The sequence below is a fragment of the Pseudomonas sp. GW456-E7 genome, assembly GCF_059424105.1.
Map to the genome: position 1 here is coordinate 1 of NZ_JBWKZB010000014.1, position 16079 is coordinate 16079.

12 protein-coding genes and 1 pseudogene are annotated in these 16079 nt (G+C 59.5%); 1 reads left to right on the forward strand and 12 read right to left on the reverse strand.

The window, feature by feature from the left end; translation table 11 throughout:
• Nucleotides 1-178: 178 nt before the first annotated feature.
• The 7 genes and pseudogenes from AC07YV_RS11475 to AC07YV_RS11505 form a co-directional block, all read right to left on the reverse strand.
• Nucleotides 179-1336 (reverse strand): MFS transporter, encoded by a 1158-nt coding sequence (locus AC07YV_RS11475; RefSeq protein ID WP_102699601.1) that lies wholly within the window; start codon nucleotides 1334-1336, stop codon nucleotides 179-181.
• A 15-nt stretch (nucleotides 1337-1351) separates the two neighbouring features.
• Complete coding sequence (locus tag AC07YV_RS11480) at nucleotides 1352-1723, reverse strand: ethanolamine utilization protein EutQ (protein WP_102699600.1); 372 nt, start codon at nucleotides 1721-1723, stop codon at nucleotides 1352-1354.
• Nucleotides 1720-3048, reverse strand: a complete 1329-nt coding sequence (locus AC07YV_RS11485) for an NAD(P)/FAD-dependent oxidoreductase (protein ID WP_102699599.1) — start codon at nucleotides 3046-3048, stop codon at nucleotides 1720-1722. The genes AC07YV_RS11480 and AC07YV_RS11485 overlap by 4 nt, the downstream gene beginning before the upstream one ends.
• A 10-nt stretch (nucleotides 3049-3058) precedes the next feature.
• A complete protein-coding gene (locus AC07YV_RS11490) occupies nucleotides 3059-4294 on the reverse strand; it encodes an FAD-dependent oxidoreductase (protein ID WP_494990293.1) in 1236 nt (411 codons plus the stop codon).
• Nucleotides 4283-4444 (reverse strand): annotated as a pseudogene (locus AC07YV_RS11495) (rubredoxin); the annotation flags it as partial. The pseudogene AC07YV_RS11495 and the gene AC07YV_RS11490, both read right to left, overlap by 12 nt.
• Nucleotides 4445-4456: 12 nt before the next feature.
• Nucleotides 4457-5902, reverse strand: a complete 1446-nt coding sequence (locus AC07YV_RS11500) for an aldehyde dehydrogenase family protein (RefSeq protein ID WP_102699597.1) — start codon at nucleotides 5900-5902, stop codon at nucleotides 4457-4459.
• A 10-nt stretch (nucleotides 5903-5912) separates the two neighbouring features.
• Nucleotides 5913-7103, reverse strand: a complete 1191-nt coding sequence (locus tag AC07YV_RS11505) for an aromatic ring-hydroxylating oxygenase subunit alpha (RefSeq protein WP_102699596.1) — start codon at nucleotides 7101-7103, stop codon at nucleotides 5913-5915.
• A gap of 406 nt (nucleotides 7104-7509) precedes the next feature.
• Here AC07YV_RS11505 and AC07YV_RS11510 point away from each other — a divergent pair, with 406 nt between their 5' ends.
• Nucleotides 7510-9210 carry a BCCT family transporter gene (locus tag AC07YV_RS11510; protein WP_102699595.1) on the forward strand — a complete coding sequence of 567 codons (1701 nt, stop codon included), beginning with the start codon at nucleotides 7510-7512 and terminating at the stop codon, nucleotides 9208-9210.
• A 97-nt stretch (nucleotides 9211-9307) separates the two neighbouring features.
• Here the strand turns inward: AC07YV_RS11510 and AC07YV_RS11515 are convergent, their stop codons facing one another.
• From AC07YV_RS11515 to AC07YV_RS11535, 5 genes are all read right to left on the reverse strand, one after another.
• On the reverse strand, nucleotides 9308-10216 hold the full coding sequence (locus tag AC07YV_RS11515) for a LysR substrate-binding domain-containing protein (protein WP_102699594.1): 909 nt from the start codon (nucleotides 10214-10216) through the stop codon (nucleotides 9308-9310).
• 426 nt (nucleotides 10217-10642) lie between these two features.
• Nucleotides 10643-12229 carry a GMC family oxidoreductase gene (locus AC07YV_RS11520; protein ID WP_007974772.1) on the reverse strand — a complete coding sequence of 529 codons (1587 nt, stop codon included), beginning with the start codon at nucleotides 12227-12229 and terminating at the stop codon, nucleotides 10643-10645.
• 154 nt (nucleotides 12230-12383) lie between these two features.
• Nucleotides 12384-13205, reverse strand: coding sequence for a sugar phosphate isomerase/epimerase family protein (locus tag AC07YV_RS11525; RefSeq protein WP_256358922.1), 822 nt, complete (start codon nucleotides 13203-13205; stop codon nucleotides 12384-12386).
• A gap of 275 nt (nucleotides 13206-13480) precedes the next feature.
• Nucleotides 13481-14521 carry a glycoside hydrolase family 3 N-terminal domain-containing protein gene (locus AC07YV_RS11530; RefSeq protein WP_102699592.1) on the reverse strand — a complete coding sequence of 347 codons (1041 nt, stop codon included), beginning with the start codon at nucleotides 14519-14521 and terminating at the stop codon, nucleotides 13481-13483.
• Nucleotides 14522-14635: 114 nt separating this feature from the next.
• Entirely contained in the window at nucleotides 14636-15751 is a 1116-nt protein-coding gene (locus AC07YV_RS11535) for a Gfo/Idh/MocA family protein (RefSeq protein WP_102699591.1), read from the reverse strand.
• Between the last annotated feature and the right edge of the window lie 328 nt (nucleotides 15752-16079).

Below are 16079 nucleotides of genomic sequence, written 5' to 3' on the forward strand. Positions count from 1 at the left end.
GGTCGTTAACGATGCCGCGTGTTTACTGACTAAACGCGGCGCTCTTGAGTCCATCGCGAGCAAGCTCGCTCCTACAGAATCCTTAACTGAACAGTATTACGGTACAGCCGGGCTTTGCCTGTTTATCCAACGGCAGGGTTGGGAGATCCTCAATGAACAATCGCCGTTCACCTCCCCCTCACGGTACTTGCACGACAGCCACTGGAACGCGTTGCCTGTCACTGACCAGGCAAGCAACCAGCGCCGCCACGCCAATGGCAAACAGATAAAGGGCTTGCCGTCCCAAATGCTCCATCAATGCGCCTGCCACCAATGGCCCGATGGTTGCGCCGATACCGAACGTCACCAATAACACTCCAGCTACCGATACACGCAGTTGGGGCTCCAGATTGTCATTGGCATGAACAACGCCCAATGGGTACAGGCAGAACTGCAGGAAACCTATGACGGCGCCCGCCAGCATGACCCAGCCCTGTCCCGGTGCCTGCAAAAAAGCCAAGGGCAGGTAAGCGATGCACAGCAAAACGGCGGTGAGGCGAATCAGGCCAACGCGGGAAAAGCGGTCCGACAGCTTGCCCAGCGGCAATTGCGCAAACAGTCCGGCCGCAATGCTCAGGGCCATGAACAGGCCAACCTGTGCGGGGGGGAATCCCGATTGCGCTGCGAAGATCGGGGTCAATCCATAGAAGCAGCCATTGAGCAATCCCGACGCCAGGACAGTGCCCAACGACTGCGGTAGACGACGGACATATCGCATGAAGCTGACCCTGTCCTGGCTGATCGGACTGGGCTGCATGCCCCGGTGCATGGCCATCGGCACCAGGCCGATGGCAAACGCGATGGCCACACCGGACAACACCAGGGTGTCGAGACCATTGCCCAGGCCCAGCAGCAGTTGTCCCAGCATCATCCCCACGTAGCTGGCCACCATGTACAGCGACATGGCGCCGCCACGACGGTCACCCGGCGCACAGTCGTTGAGCCAGCTTTCGATAACCATCAGTTGGCACATCATCGCTACACCGACCACAAACCTCAGCGCCAACCATAGCGTCAGCGAGTCGCTCAATTGGTGGCTCAGTACCGCCGTGACAATCACCCCCGCACTGACCACGAAGGCCCGCACATGCGAAATCCGGCCAATCAGCCAGTACCCGATCCGCCCCCCGAGCACCATTCCCAGCGCATTGGCCGCCATGAGTGCACCGCCCCAGAACTCTGCGACACCGGCGGCGTCCAGGCGCAAGGCCAGATACGTCATCAGCAGGCTGGACCCCAACTGCATCAGCAGAGCTGCAGCGTAAATCGTTGCAAAAACCTTGGTGAGCGCAAACATGTTCAGTTTTCCGGATCAGACGAGGCCGTGACGTTGCTTCCAGTCACCGGGATGCACGACATAGCCAAACAGTGCGTGTCCGCCATAGACGAGCTCGGTGCCTTCGGGAATCCAGAGCAATTGCCCTGGCGCAACCCGGTACAGTTCACCGTTCGCTCTCAGTTCGAAACAGCCTTCAATGACGAAAATGACCTCGTCATAAAGCAGCGTCCAGGCAACCTCGGCGCCCTCCCACCGCGCAAAGCCAATCCCCAGATGAGGCGACACGTCATTGCTCAGGGCACGGGCAACGCTGGCGCCCCCTGGGGGGCCACCGCGATGCACAAAGTCCAGGTTCCGGTGGTCGACCAGCATCACCGGCTTTCTGTCAGCAGGCGCCTGGGTCATAGTTCGCGCCTGCTGTTCCACGCCGCCCAGCGGATACGTGAGCGCACGCCCAGCCCCAGGAAGGGTTCCGGCGGATTGCGCGAAGGCATGCCCGTCACGGACTGGATGTCATCCAGACGCTGAGAGTCGGCACCCACCACTTTATCCGCCAGCAATGTCCCGGATATGGTGCCCCACGCAGCCCCTACTCCGTTGTCACAAGCCGTCGCGAAAACGCCGTCGTCGAGCTTGCCGAAGAAGTTGGTGAAGTTGCGCGAAATCGCATAGACCCCGCCCCAGGTGTGTGTGAAGGGAACATGCGCAAGTTGCGGATAACGGGCGTGAAAAGCCGCGCAATGATCCTCGCGGACTTTGAGGCGGATCGAATCATTGATGCTGCGCCCGTAGCGTGGCACGTGCTTGTAGGTATTGCGGATGATGAGACGACGATCCTGGGTCATCCTCACCGTGGTGCCGGCGTGGTCGGCAGGCGTCAGCCCCCAGTCGGCCTGAACGCCAACAGAGGCCATCTCGGCGTCGGTGAGCGGGCGCGTCCAACTGGCAAATGTCATCACCGGCAACAGCCGATTGCGCAAGTAACCGAATTCCTGGGTGAAGATGCTGGTACCCAGCAGCACCTTCGGCGTGCGGATCAAACCCTCTTTACCGTCCAGGATCCAGTTCCCGCCGGCGTCCTTCTCCAGGCGCTGGATGGGCGACTCCTCGAGGACTTCTACGTTCTGCGGCAGTGACGCGCCCAAGCCGCGCACCAGTGCCGCCGGCTGCATGAGGTAGCAACCGGGGGTGAAGATGGCGCGGCTGTAGTAGCCGGTCCCGAGTACACCGGCCAGTTCCTGGCGTTCAACCTGGCGATAAGGCTCGCCCAGGTCGGCCAGCAGTTTCTCGAAATGGTCGAGGTAGGCCAGACCACGCTCACCCACCGCCCCTTGGTACTTGCCGGCATGGGACCACTGACAATCGATGGCGTGGCGACCGACCAGGGTTTGCAGTTGATCGATGGCCGCGCGGTTAAGCCCCAGCAGGCGTTGCTTGTGCTGTGGGTCAGGATGCTCCAGGGCAAACTTGTGCGGCAGATCGATGACGAACCCGGAGTTACGCCCCGATGCCCCATAACCGACTCGCTGGGCATCGACCAGGAGAATGCGCGACTGTGGCATGTGCTCGGCCAACCGGCGTGCGGCGGCGAGACCGGCGAAGCCGGCGCCGATCACCACATAGTCGGCCTTTTGTTCACCGGTCAGGCGCTTGGCCGGACGCGGTTCGGGCAGTGCGGCGTACCAGCCACAACTGTGGTCATCATGAGGCAGGTTAACGATACTGTTCATGGGTCAATTCTCAAGCCACATGCTGTGGGGTGTCCTGGCAGTTCTGCAGCCAGGCATTGCGTTTTTGTTGGGCTTGCCGCCCGAGCAGGACGAAGCCGCGCAAGGCGCCATCGTTGTCACGGAAGGCTGCGCTCAGTCCGTCCCCCGTCGCGTCGCAGTGCCATTGCCCCGCACAATCGACGGGTGGCGGGAGCAAACACAAAGGTGCCGCCGGTGTCTTCACCGTCACCGGCGCGAGTGGATAGGTCACTGGCGTTGGCTGTCCGGACAAGGTCCTGGCCAGGGCGCGTATGCCCTCATTGATCGGCGCAAGGTAGGGCAGCAACTGCCCATCCACCTCGATACAATCGCCCAAGGCATAGATGCCGCTTTGCGAAGTCTGCAGGTGCGCATCCACCTTGATGCCTCGCCCGCACTCAAGGCCCGCGGCTTGCGCCAGCTCCACGTTAGGCCGCAGGCCGACTGCCGACACCACCAGGTCCGCATCGAAGTGCTGACCATCGGCCAGTTCCAGTCGATAGCCGTTCGCGCCCTGTTCGATACGTTGCAAGGTCGTGCGCAAATGCCATTGCACGCCAAGACCGGACAACGCCTGTTGCAGTTGCAGGCCCGCCGGTTCCGGCAACAGACGCTCCATCGGCCATTTGCCCAGACCGATGACCCGAACCTGATAGCCGCTGCTCGCCAGGTCGTTGGCGAACTCACAGCCAATCAAACCGTCCCCCAGCACCGCAACGCTGCGCACACCGTCGAGGCGCTCACGGAACGCCCGGTAATCCTGCAGGTTGTTGACGCTCAGCAACGCATCGGCACAACCCTCGATGGGCAGGCGCAGCGGCGAAGCCCCGCTGGCCAATACCAGCTGGCCGTACTGCATCTCGCCCAGATTGGTATGAAGTCGTCGCGCCACAACGTCGATTCGTTCGACCCGGCAGTGGCTATGAATCCGGATGCCCAATCGCTGTTCCAGCGCCATCGGACTTTCCGTCGCCAGGGCCTCGGCGCTGCGACCTTGGGCCAGCGCGATGGACAGCGCCGGCTTGGAATAGAGATGCCCACAGTCCTGGGTCAGTACCCGGACATCGAGTTGCGGGTTGGCTTTGCGCAGCGCCTGGGCCAGGCCATAGCCGGCATGTCCGCTGCCGATGATGACCACTGGCTGGGCCGGTGAAACCTCAGCCATGGCCTGCTTCACAACAACCGGGGCAACGGCCGCGACCTTGACCGGCTCGCTGATTTCGATCATCTCGAAATCGGACTTGCCCACCTTGCACTCGGGGCACAGCCAGTCTTGCGGCACATCTTCCCAGCGGGTCCCGGCAGCGATGCCGTCGTCGGGCCAACCCAGGGCTTCGTCATAAATCAGGCCACAGATAATGCAGAGCCACTTTTTCATGCTGATGCCTCCTCACTCGCCCGAGATGCGCACGGCCAGGTTCTTGGTCCTGACGTAGCTGTAGAGCGCTTCCTGGCCTTTCTCCCGACCGAAACCGGAGAGACCTACACCGCCAAACGGCGTTTCGATGCCGCCGGCGTACCACTCGTTGATGAACACCTGACCCGCACACAGTCGCCGCGCACAACGCAGGGCGCGATTGAGGTCTTGAGTGAACACACCGGCGACCAGGCCGAATTCGGTGCCATTGGCAATGCGAATGGCCTCCTCCTCGGTATCGAAGGCAATGACCGCCAGGACCGGGCCGAAGACTTCGGTCTGGGCAATATCCATGTGCGCGGTGACGTCGCGGAACACCGTCGGCGCCATGAAATGCCCCCGCAGCCCGCTGATCGCCTCACCGCCGGTGGCGACCACGGCCCCCTCCTCCTCGGCACGCCGGCAGATGGCCTGGATCCCCTGAAGCTGACTGGCGCAAATCACCGGCGTCAGGTCCGGGTTGTCCTGGCCAAGGCCGATGCTCAGGCCCTCGGCCATCGCCACCACATCAGCGACCACCTCCTCATACAGCGAACGATGCACCAGCAGGCGCGACATCGCCGAGCACACCTGACCGGCATTGAAGAAGATGCCGTTGCGCACGCTGGCCAGCAGTTGCTCGCGATCAGCATCGGGGAACACCAGCGCAGCAGACTTGCCACCCAGTTCCATGACGCTGGGAGTCGCGTGCTCGGCGGCGGCCCGCAGGATGCTCTGCCCCGTGGCGACAGAGCCGGTGAAGACAATCTGGTCGACCTCACGATGCCCGGCCATGTAGGCCCCCACTTCCCGGCCGCGGCCACAGATCAGATTGACCGCCCCCCGTGGCAAGCCCGCACGTTCGATGGCCTGCAACAGCACACACAGCCCCAGCGGCGAAATCTCCGGCGACTTGATCACCACCGCGTTACCGGCCGCCAGGGCCGGCGCCAGCGAACGGGCGCAGATGGACACCGGAAAATTCCACGGCACGATCTGCAGCGACACGCCCATCGGGTCGTAGACCGTGAAGTCCATATAGCCGTTACCCAGGGGAATGGATGTGCCTTCGATCTTGTCGGCCATGCCGGCGTAATACTCGAAGTAACGCGCCGCCTCGACGAATTCGTCACGGGCATCGCGCAGGCTCTTTCCATTTTCCTGACACAGGACCCACGCGCCCTCTTCAGTCACCGCGCGAATTTGCGCGGCGATTTCCAGCAGCCAGGTCACCCGTTGCGCAGGACGCGCGCGGGTCAGCTCACCACTGTCGGCACAGCGTCGCGCCGCTTGCAGCGCGCGCTCTGCGTCGGCCACTCCAGCCTGGGCGATGGTGGCGACAGGTTCCGCCGTACCGGGGTTGTTGACGGTAATGTGCTGCTCACTGTCGGTCCAGGTGCCGTCAATGAAGTTCAGCCAGTGCGGTTGGATCGAATGCATGCTCATCTCCTCACACGCTCTCGGCGCAGTCGAGCAGCTGACGCGCCGCCCACTGGTGGAAGAAATGCGTCGGCAAATCCATTTCCGGAGAGAACGCACCACCGCCATAGCCGGGAGAGTGACGGCCCTTCTGCATGCCTTCGACGGAAGCGATGTCCTCGGCAAACACCACGCGCCAGGACTGCATGACAGCGTCACGCGCCGCTTCGAAACGGTCATCGAGGGCCTCGTCGCCGACGTAGAAAAGACGCAGGTGTTCGACGGTTTTTCCGGGGGCAATCGGCTCCAGCATCATGGCGAAAGCATGGTCGGCCTGAATGCCCAGCAAGACATTGGGGAAGAACGCTACGTATTCTGCGGTGCGCAGGCGATCCCGCGGCCAGGACGGGAACATGGGCAAGTGAGTGCCGGCGACGTCGGACAGGTTATAGGCATGGCTGCCCTGGCCGGCGAACTGATCGAAGATGATGTTGTAGTGGTCTTCCAGGCGCGAATAGCTGTTCAGGCTCGGGTGTACCCATGGCAAGTGGTAAGCCTCGCAGTAGTTTTCCACCGCCAGTTTCCAGTTGCAGTTGACCTCGATGCTGACCGCACCACTGTTGGGCTCGCGGCGCATCAGGTCCATGCCGTCGGTGCCGAGGAATTGGGTCCAGCGCTCGGTGAGCGGCGCGAGCTGCTCTTGCAGGTCCGGCGCGTCAGCCGACAGGTTGATGAACACCATGTCCATCCAGATCGCACTGCGCAAGGCTTTCAGGCCATGCTTCTCGCAGGCGAAGCGCTCGTCCTTGTGCTGATTGATGCCGCCCACATGGGGCGTGCCTTTGAGGCCACCGTTCAGATCGTAGGTCCAGGAGTGGTAGGGGCAGCGAATCACGCCCTGCACTTCACCCGCCTGCTGCACCAGCTTCACGCCACGGTGACTGCACACGTTGTGGAACACCTGGACCAGGCCTTCGCGGTTACGCATCAGCAACAGGGGCAGTCCCATGAAGTCCACCGGCTTGACGTAGCTGTTGCCCGGCAGGTCGCTGGCGAAACCGACGCACGCCCAGTTGCGACCGAGCACGTGATCGCGCTCCAGGTCGAAATAACGTTGCTCGGTATAAAACTCATTGGTCAGGCCATGGGCCTCGTGGATCGGAGCCAGGACAGTCTCAAGGGCGTGTGTCGGGATGAGGCGGGGCGCGGTCGTGGAAGTCATTATTGTTTTCTCTTGCTGGCACGAAAGGAAATGCACGGCAGGTCTGGCCTGCTGCATGACGGCGAGTTTCGGCAAGAAGAGGAAGCCTCGACAAACGATTTTTGTTGCACGCATTAATGACTATTGATCATCAATATGCTCGGCATGCTTTGCTGATACGGTTCAGTAAAAGATGGGGTTTTGAGTGTTTTTGCGCGCCTCGGCATTAATGACCAGAAGTCATATATTGATGAGGATAAATGAGTTGTCGGCGGCCCCTGTCTCCACCATTTTGTTGCCACATCCCGAGCCTGCCTCGAGATCACCCTGAGGAGTCGATGACCGGCCGCTGGCATCTGCCAATGGCCGCCCTTCCCCTCACCCGGCGAAACCCTCAACCCTTGAACAATAATAAAAGGGGAAAAAAATGCGTGCAGAATCGGGCCTTCTCAAAGGTCTCAACCCGAATGTAACCCTGGCTTCGATCACAACCGTGGTCCTGTTTGTGCTGTTCTGTGCGTTCATGAACGAGCAGGCGGCCAAAGCGTTTGAAACCGCGTCGACCTTCATCCTGACCAACTTCAAGTGGTACTACCTGGCACTGCTGAGCGCTGTGCTGTGCCTGCTGCTGTACATTTCCGTCAGCCGGTTCGGCACCCTGAAACTGGGCGCCCACGACGACCAGCCAGAATTCAGTTTTGGTTCCTGGATCGCCATGCTGTTCAGTGCGGGCATGGGCATCGGCCTGATTTTCTGGTCGGTCGCCGAACCCATGCTGCACTACGCCGACAACCCGTTCTCCAAGGGGTTGACGGATGAGGCCGCGAGCATGGCCATGCGTATCACCCTGTTCCATTGGGGCCTGCATCCATGGGCGATCTTCACCTTGATCGGCCTGAGCCTGGCGTACTTCGCCTATCGCAAGGGTCTGCCCCTGGCGCTTCGGTCCCTGCTCTACCCACTGATTGGCGACCGGATCTACGGCTGGATCGGGCATGTCGTGGATATCATGGGCGTGGCGATTACCGCCTTCGGCGTGTCCCAATCCCTCGGCCTGGGCGTTGCGCAAATCAACACCGGCCTGCACCAGGTGTTTGGCGTGCCGGTCAGTATCGGCCTGCAGCTTTCGATCATCCTGGTGGTCACGATCATCGCCTCCATCTCACTCCTGGCAGGCCTGTCCAAGGGAATGAAACGGATTTCGACACTCAACATGTACATGTCGATCCTGTTGATGCTGATTGTCCTGGTGATCGGGCCGACCCGTTACATCCTTAACCTGATGTTCGAATCCACCGGGGACTATGTCCAGAACCTGGTCGGTTTGAGCCTGTGGATGGACACGCAGAAAGACACCCAATGGCAAAACTGGTGGACCGCCTTCTATTGGCCATGGTGGATGACCTGGGGGCCATTCGTGGGGTTGTTCATCGCGCGGATTTCCAAGGGGCGGACCATTCGCGAACTCATCGTCGGTGCTTTGGTGGTGCCTACCCTGGTCACCATCCTGTGGATGTCCGTCTTCGGTGGCGCCGCGTTGAAGAGCGAGCAAACCGAACGCCAGCAATTCCAGAAAACAGCCGCAGCCACTGAGCAGGTGCAGGAACAGACCACCTTCGAAGGCGGCACGATTCTGCTGGCGACCAAGAAGGAACCCACGGCGGCCATGTTTACCCTGCTCGGAAAACTGGACGGCCCCGTGATCGGTGGCGCGCTCTCCATCTTCGTTTGCCTGCTGCTCGCCGTGCACTTCGTGACCACGGCCGATGCAGGAACCCAGGTCCTCTGTACGCTGAACGCGATGGGAAGCACCAATCCACCTAACTGGATCAGGTTGCTCTGGTGTGTGCTGGAAGGTGGTGTCGCGGCGGGACTGCTCCTGGCGGGAGGGCTCAAGGCCATTCAGATGGCGAGTATCGCCGCAGGTCTGCCCATTGCAATCCTGATGATGGTCATGAGCTACACACTGATTCGCAGTTTGCGGGCGGAAACCTTCAGCGAGCTGCCCCACTTGCCTCCCGCTCGCCTGCCCATTCACGAACATGCCCGGGAAGCGTTCTCGCAACGTGGCGGCCCCTTGCCGGACGGTTCCGGGGAATCCTTGCTGACCGCCAGAAAAGCCAGCTGAAACCAGTCGCTGTGGCCTGTGGAGACAGGCCACGGCGGCTACTGAATGAAAAACGCCGTCAGCCAACAGCTGACGGCGTTTTTTTCAGGACCTTGCCTTATCCCTGGACGGAAGGGAGTCCCATCAGCCAGTCGCGAAACAGCTTCACACTGTGTCGTGGGCCACGGGTACTGAGTGGTTCCAGCAAACAAAACTGGGCGTTTGTCTGCAGCACCAGATCGTTTGGTCGAACCAGCGCGCCTGTGCTCAGTGGTTCGTCGACCAGATTGTTCCAGGCCAGAGCCACACCCTGCCCGCTGATGGCCGACTGGATCAGCATGCTGTAGCTATTGATGTTGATCCGGTGTTTCGGGGCAACGGGAGCACGCTCCAGGCGCTTGAACCATTCCGGCCAGCCGATCCAGTCCCGCTGGGAATCCTCAAGCCATAGCCAGGTGCAGGAAGCCAGCCCTTCAATCGAAAACAGCTGGGGATGCTTGGCCAGGTACGACGGACTGCACACCATGAAAATCTCTTCCGAGAACAACGGCGTAACGTCCAGGCCTTTCGGTGAGGCACTGCAGTAATACATCGCCAGATCGCAATCGAGCTTGGCGTAGTCCTTCACATGATCGATCGCAATGATCCGTAGATCGATCTCTTCATGCTGGCGTTGAAACTCGGCAACCTTGGGTAAAAGCCAGAGCGATGCCATGGCCGTGCTGGTGGCAACGGTCACCTGCTGATCCCCGCGCCATTGCCGGATTTCCCCCGTGGACCGAGCCAGACTCTGCAGACAGTCGCGAACCGTCTCGTGGTATTGAGCACCGGTCGGCGTGAGGTTGATGGTACGGGTTGTCCTCTCGAACAATGTCTTGCCGAGATAATCCTCCAGCAACCGAACCTGACGACTGATCGCGCCCTGCGTGACATTCAGCTCTTTGGCAGCGAACGTAAAACTCAAGTGGCGGGCTGCAGCCTCAAAGGCAATCAAGCTGTTGAGGGGCGGAAGAGGCTGAATTTTCAAGGCGTTTACACCCACATATTCTTGTTTTTACCGAGTCGCGCCATTCTAGTGATTCGCACGCGGTCAGGCGCAGGTTTTATGCGTAGACCGCTATATTTACGCTGTGTTTTTTCGCTTCGTAGAGGTCGGGGGGGATTTGTACCTTCGATTGAGCAAAAACGACCCAAGGGGTACACGCCATGCACAGCTTGTTTTATGCAACAGCCCAGTTGACCAGAGTTCGCGTACGCCCTGTTGATTGGCTGGAGCCCCCTCGTGCTGCACAGGCATCCCCCCTCGAACGCCAGGCAGGTATTTGCGGAGGGCTTCTGCTTTTCGCGATGGGCGTTTCGTTCTTGCTGTGGTTACTCGGCAGCTAGACCCGCCCCCGCAAAGCACAGCAAGCAATGGTTGCCCCATGACTGCCACGCTTTGCGGCGTGCCAGCTTAGTGCCCGTTTTTGATCATGTCCGCGGCCTTTTCGCCGATCATGATGCACACCGAGTTAGGGTTCCCCGAGATCAGCGTTGGCATGACCGATGCGTCGGCAACGCGCAACCCTTCCATACCATGCACCCGGAGATCCGGGCCCACTACCGAAAGCTCATCCACTCCCATGCGGCAAGTGCCGGATGGGTGCAGCGCGGCGTGCGCTTGTTCGTGACAGAATTTTTTCATCTCTTCCCGGGACCGGACCGCCACGTCCGGTACATGCCGCCTGGCAATGAAGGGTTTGAAGGCGGCCTGGGACATGATTTGCTCACCCACCAGGCAACCATCCACCAGGCTTTCAATATCGTAAGGGTCGGAGAAATAGTTAGGCACGATCCGCGGAGGTGACATCGGGTCGGCTGAATAGAGCTCGACATAGCCTCTGGACCGTGGACGTATCTGCCCCAGGTTCAGCGTGCATCCATTGCCACCGGGAACAGAGTCAACGCCCTCCTCGATGCCTGCACCCACCACCATGAAGTACTGGATATCGGGATGGGTTGCCGCCTTGTCACCCCACCAGAAGGCCCCGCCTTCGATCAGGTTTGACGCCGCCGGACCTTGTCTGAACAACGCGTATTGCAAACCGGCCATCATTTTCCAAAGCGGCTTCTTGTACTTGTCGTAGCTATGCGGGCCCGTCAGTTCATACACCAGAGACACTTCAATATGGTCCTGAAGGTTCTGGCCGACACCGGGCAAGTCTTTGATCACTTTGATGCCATGTTTATCCAACTGTGCGGCCGGACCAATACCGGACAACATCAACAGTCGCGGCGAGTTGATGGCGCCGGACGATAAAATGATTTCCTTGTCGGCGTGCATTACATGGCGCACGCCCTTTTCTATGTATTCAACACCAATGGCTTTGCTGCCTTGCGTCAAGATACGGATGACGCGACACCCCGTCTTCACCGTCAGGTTCTTGCGCGATTTGGCGGGTGCCAGGTACGCCACTGCGGCACTGCTGCGAAAGCCGTTTTTGGCGGTGATTTGATACAGCCCGCACCCCTCAGGCTTGCCCGAATTGAAATCTTCGTTGTACGGCAATCCGTGCTGCTGGCAAGCGCGAAGCCATACTTTGGTCAATGGATGGACATTGATCGGATCGGAAACGCCCAGCGGCCCACCAACGCCGTGGGCTTCATTGCAGAAGCGCTCGTTGTCTTCGGCCTTTTTGAAGTATGGGAGTACATCATTGTAGGACCAGCCGGTGGCGCCCTGCTCCGCCCAACCATCGTAGTCGGCCGGGACACCGCGGATGTAGATCATCGCATTGACCGAACTTCCGCCGCCCAGCACGCTGGCCTGGACCATCGTCGGCGTCTCGGTCCGGCGTTGATCTTCGGTAGGCTCCCATGCATAGCGTTTGAGCAGCGGACCTTGCGCAGTCTTGTAGTAGGCACCGGGAATATGGATATAGGGGTTGCGATCGCGCGGCCCCTCTTCGAAAAGGACGACGGATGCTGTTGCGTCTTCGCTCAGCCTCGAAGCCACGGTGCAACCTGTCGATCCGCCTCCGATTACGATAAAATCCACCATTACGACCTCAGATCTTTTTAGTATTGAGAACAAGGCTGCCGGGAGCGGTGGCAGCCAATAGAGACTGGCAAGCGTTGACTTGCCCCTGCTCAATCACGAGCAGGCCGAAATCAAACTTGAAAAAGTTTTTTTGGATCTTGTTGAAGAAAGCTGTTTATCGACCCACAAGCCGGGTCAATAGTGACTTCAACTCTTTGGCGACTTCGTAGCTGTTCTGTTGTTGCTGCTTCTTGCAAAACAACTCACAACTCCACCAGCCCTGGTACCCGGTTGCCTTCACTGCGGCAGTCCACTCGGCAAGGTTCAAGACCCCGCTTCCCGTTGGCACATCCCTGAGGATTGCTTCGTTCGCAATGCCACCTTCGAACGGCAGCGAGTCACAAACATGCACGCCGTAGATCACGTCTTTGTTCATCCTGGCAATGTCTTGCGGTTTCACGCCTGAGGTAAAGCAATGCCAGTAGTCGATGACCATCTTGACGTTATCGCGCTCGGTGCGATCAATCAGCTGAAGTTGATGGTCCAGGCTGTTCAAGGGGGTCCAGGACAGCGCTTCAAGATAAAGAAGCACGTCATACTGCTTTGCCAGGTCAGCCAGCAAGGTGAGGTTCTTGGCAGTCAAGTCATACTGAGTCGCTTCATCAAAACCCAGCAAGCCGGAGTAATACGTGCTCTTGCCATGATGCTGAAAATCGATCACGGCCTGAACATTGATTGGCCCGGTGAGCACCTGCACACCTTTTGCACCTGCCAGGTTGGCCAATTGAAAAAGTCGCTCAGCCTCTTTCAGCAAGTCTTCGCGTTCGGCTCCCTGGCGCTCGATATCCCTCAGGTAACCAATGCCTGTGACAGGCACGTCCTTGAGCAGGTTTTTCAGTTCCGCTTCGGTGTAACCGGCCTGCAGCCAGGCTTCCAGTTTTGCGCTGTTGATCTCCAGCGCATCGAAACCCACGGTTTTTGCGATGTCGATGTCCATCGCCAGGGTCGAGTGCTTTGCAACTGTGGAATGCAGGGCCAGGATATTGTTTTGGGTTTGCATATGACGCTCCTACCGTTGTCATTCATTGTAGAGCGATCGGATTCAGGTAGAGATTTCGCAGCTACGCAAAATCCGGCGCAAACTGACGCAGTCAATGCGTCAGGTTCCGATTGTCGACCACTCAAGTGTTTGAAAGCCGATTGGCCAAGGCCTGATGACCAGATCAAGCAACACTGGAAACAGCACGCTCAATGCCTTGCTTTCATTTGCACTCATGACTTGTCCTGGCTCGAAGCGTTCTGGTCGGTTGTTGCATTGGCCAACGCCCGAACCTTGACCGCGGCTGCCAATAGCGCCCCGCGGTCCAGTACACCCTCATGGACGGCCCCAACAATCGCCTCGGCGATGGCATCAAGGCCGGATTCACTCGACACCAGCAATAGATGCGCGCCTGCCGACAGTGACGCAACGGCTGTGTCCGTGATGGAATTTCCCCGGAGGATGGACACCGCATCGAGGTCATCGGAAATGATCAAGCCTTCGAAACCAAGGGTGTCGCGCAAAATGCCGATGACTGTTGACGAGGTGGAGGCCGAATGTTCCGGGTCGAGCGCCGGAAACACCGCGGGGCCCGGCATCACCGCTTTGACACCAGTGGCAATGACCTCCTTGAAGACCTCAAGGTTGTCATGCAGCAACTCCAGTGGCCCGGGAACCGTGGCTTGGGCAATCGCCGGGTCCTCTTCAGTGACGTAATGGCCAGGAAAATGCTTGGCCGTCGCAATCACGCCGGCCCGTTGAACCCCGCGGATAAAGGCACAGGAAACCCGGCTGACCTCGACCGGGTCGGCGCCCAGGTGTCGATTGAGTAGCCATGGATTGGCGCCGGTCACCACGTCGACAATCGGTGCCAGAAACAGGTTAACCCCCAGGCTTCGTGCCGCCTGGGCCATCTCGAAGCATCGCTGTTCGATATCCTGCGAACTCAGCGCCTTGAGCTGCGCTCTCGACGCAATGGCAGGAACCAATTGATGAAGGCGTTCGATGCCGCCGAGTTCCTGGTCCACCGCAATCAGTACCGGCGCCCCAGCCAATGACGCCGCTTGCCGCGCGATGTTGACGAAGTCTGCCTGGGTTTCCGCACTCTTTCGCACCTCGCTCATGGCTCTGCCCACGTACTCCTCCCGTGTCTCCCCGAGCAAAAGGGAAACGCCACCTCGGCTCAGATAACGATGGACGTTGTCGTCCAGGTGCAAATCCCCGAACGCGGGCAGCAGTACCGAATATGCAGCTCTATAGAGTTCGCCAGACATCGATTTTCCTCAGTTCCGTAGTGTTGAGCGGAGCGCTTGTTTTTAAAAAGCGTGCAGGTGTCAGTTGTGTGGAAAAGGCACCCAGGCGCGCCGTCGGCTGGACTCGACGCACGCCTAGGACAGGCCGACGCCGCGTACGCCTTCATGGATGTCGGGTAGCGGGATGCTGGTCGCGGTGCGCCAACCTGCGCCGGCATCGAGTGCCTCGGCGAAGTCGGCGTAGAGAACGGCAAGTGCTTCCAGGTAACCCTCGGTATTGCCGGCGGGCAAACTGCTGAAGTTCAGCGTCTGGGCGGCATTGTCGCTCTGGCCTCGGCGGTAGATTCGCTCTGCGCCGTCAATTGGCGCAAACCGAAGTGTTTCCGGAGTCTCCTGGCACCATTCGATCGACGCCTTGCTGCCGATGATCTTGAAGCGCAGACCATTACGGTGGCCGGGGGCCGCGAAACTGGCCCACAGCAAACCGTCCACGCCGCCTTCATACTCCAACTGCACCACACAGGTATCGTCCAGTCCCCAGCCGGGTACGACCGTGGTCAACTTGGCATTCAGGCTTGTGCAGCGACGCCCGCACAGAAACTCAAGCATGTTGAAGGCATGTGTGCCGATATCCCCCACGACACCGGTCGGGCCGGCCTTCTCTGGATCACCGCGCCAGGCAAGGCTTTTGCTCAACGTCGAGACACCCGGCGCCAACCACTCCAGCAGGTACTCGACATACATGAAGCGAATGTCGCCAAGCTCCCCGGCCTGTATACGGCTGCGGGCATCCCTGACCATGGGATAGCCTTGATAGGTATAGGTCAGCGCGAAAAACGTATCGTGCTGATCGGCAATACTCGCCAACTCAATGGCTTGCTGGGGGCTGTTGACCAACGGTTTGTCGCAAATCACCGGGATACCCGCCCGCAAAAACAACCGGCAAGGTTCAAAGTGCAGGTGGTTGGGCGTGACGATGACGACCGCCTCTATGGGATCGGGTCGACGTGACTCGGCAGCGGCCATGTCCTCGAATGACAGGTAAGTCCGCTCCGGCTGGAGTCCAAGTGCCTCGCCCGCCTCCCGGCATTTGTCGGCATCCGAGGAGAAGGCACCGGCGACGATCTCGAAGCGATTGCAAAGACGCATGGCCGCCCGGTGATAACTGGCGAAGTAAGCGCCCTGCCCGCCGCCAACCATGCCTACCTTAAATCGCCTTTGCCCTGGAATGTCGCCGGTTAACCTTGCCATCGCTTAAAGACTCCAATAATTGACACTGACTTTGCGAATGCGCGGAGTGAAGTATCGATTGCGAACTTTCTTTGCACCATTTCGCACACTATCGATACATGACGCGGACTGAAGCACTCGCCATTGCACAGGCAAGCCGGGGTTTTGTTTGTCATCTGGAGTGCCCTTTCAAACCCGACGGCCAATACCTGTTACCGAGGGCCTGGTGAAGTGTTACTTATCGGGCTTGCGCGTACCCAATGGTGGTTCTGACACATCATCCTGGGCCCCCAGAGGTGTGGCTTTTCCCGCCCTCAGTACAGGGACACGCCGCTAAGCGCTTACAATC

What these genes read in the sequence shown, in the direction of transcription:
- AC07YV_RS11475 (WP_102699601.1), bottom strand. Translation starts at nt 1,336, where the DNA reads ATGTTTGCGCTCACCAAGGTTTTTGCAACGATTTACGCTGCAGCTCTG.
- AC07YV_RS11480 (WP_102699600.1), bottom strand. Translation starts at nt 1,723, where the DNA reads ATGACCCAGGCGCCTGCTGACAGAAAGCCGGTGATGCTGGTCGACCAC.
- AC07YV_RS11485 (WP_102699599.1), bottom strand. Translation starts at nt 3,048, where the DNA reads ATGAACAGTATCGTTAACCTGCCTCATGATGACCACAGTTGTGGCTGG.
- AC07YV_RS11490 (WP_494990293.1), bottom strand. Translation starts at nt 4,294, where the DNA reads ATGATCGAAATCAGCGAGCCGGTCAAGGTCGCGGCCGTTGCCCCGGTT.
- AC07YV_RS11500 (WP_102699597.1), bottom strand. Translation starts at nt 5,902, where the DNA reads ATGCATTCGATCCAACCGCACTGGCTGAACTTCATTGACGGCACCTGG.
- AC07YV_RS11505 (WP_102699596.1), bottom strand. Translation starts at nt 7,103, where the DNA reads ATGACTTCCACGACCGCGCCCCGCCTCATCCCGACACACGCCCTTGAG.
- AC07YV_RS11510 (WP_102699595.1), top strand. Translation starts at nt 7,510, where the DNA reads ATGCGTGCAGAATCGGGCCTTCTCAAAGGTCTCAACCCGAATGTAACC.
- AC07YV_RS11520 (WP_007974772.1), bottom strand. Translation starts at nt 12,229, where the DNA reads ATGGTGGATTTTATCGTAATCGGAGGCGGATCGACAGGTTGCACCGTG.
- AC07YV_RS11525 (WP_256358922.1), bottom strand. Translation starts at nt 13,205, where the DNA reads ATGGACATCGACATCGCAAAAACCGTGGGTTTCGATGCGCTGGAGATC.
- AC07YV_RS11530 (WP_102699592.1), bottom strand. Translation starts at nt 14,521, where the DNA reads ATGTCTGGCGAACTCTATAGAGCTGCATATTCGGTACTGCTGCCCGCG.
- AC07YV_RS11535 (WP_102699591.1), bottom strand. Translation starts at nt 15,751, where the DNA reads ATGGCAAGGTTAACCGGCGACATTCCAGGGCAAAGGCGATTTAAGGTA.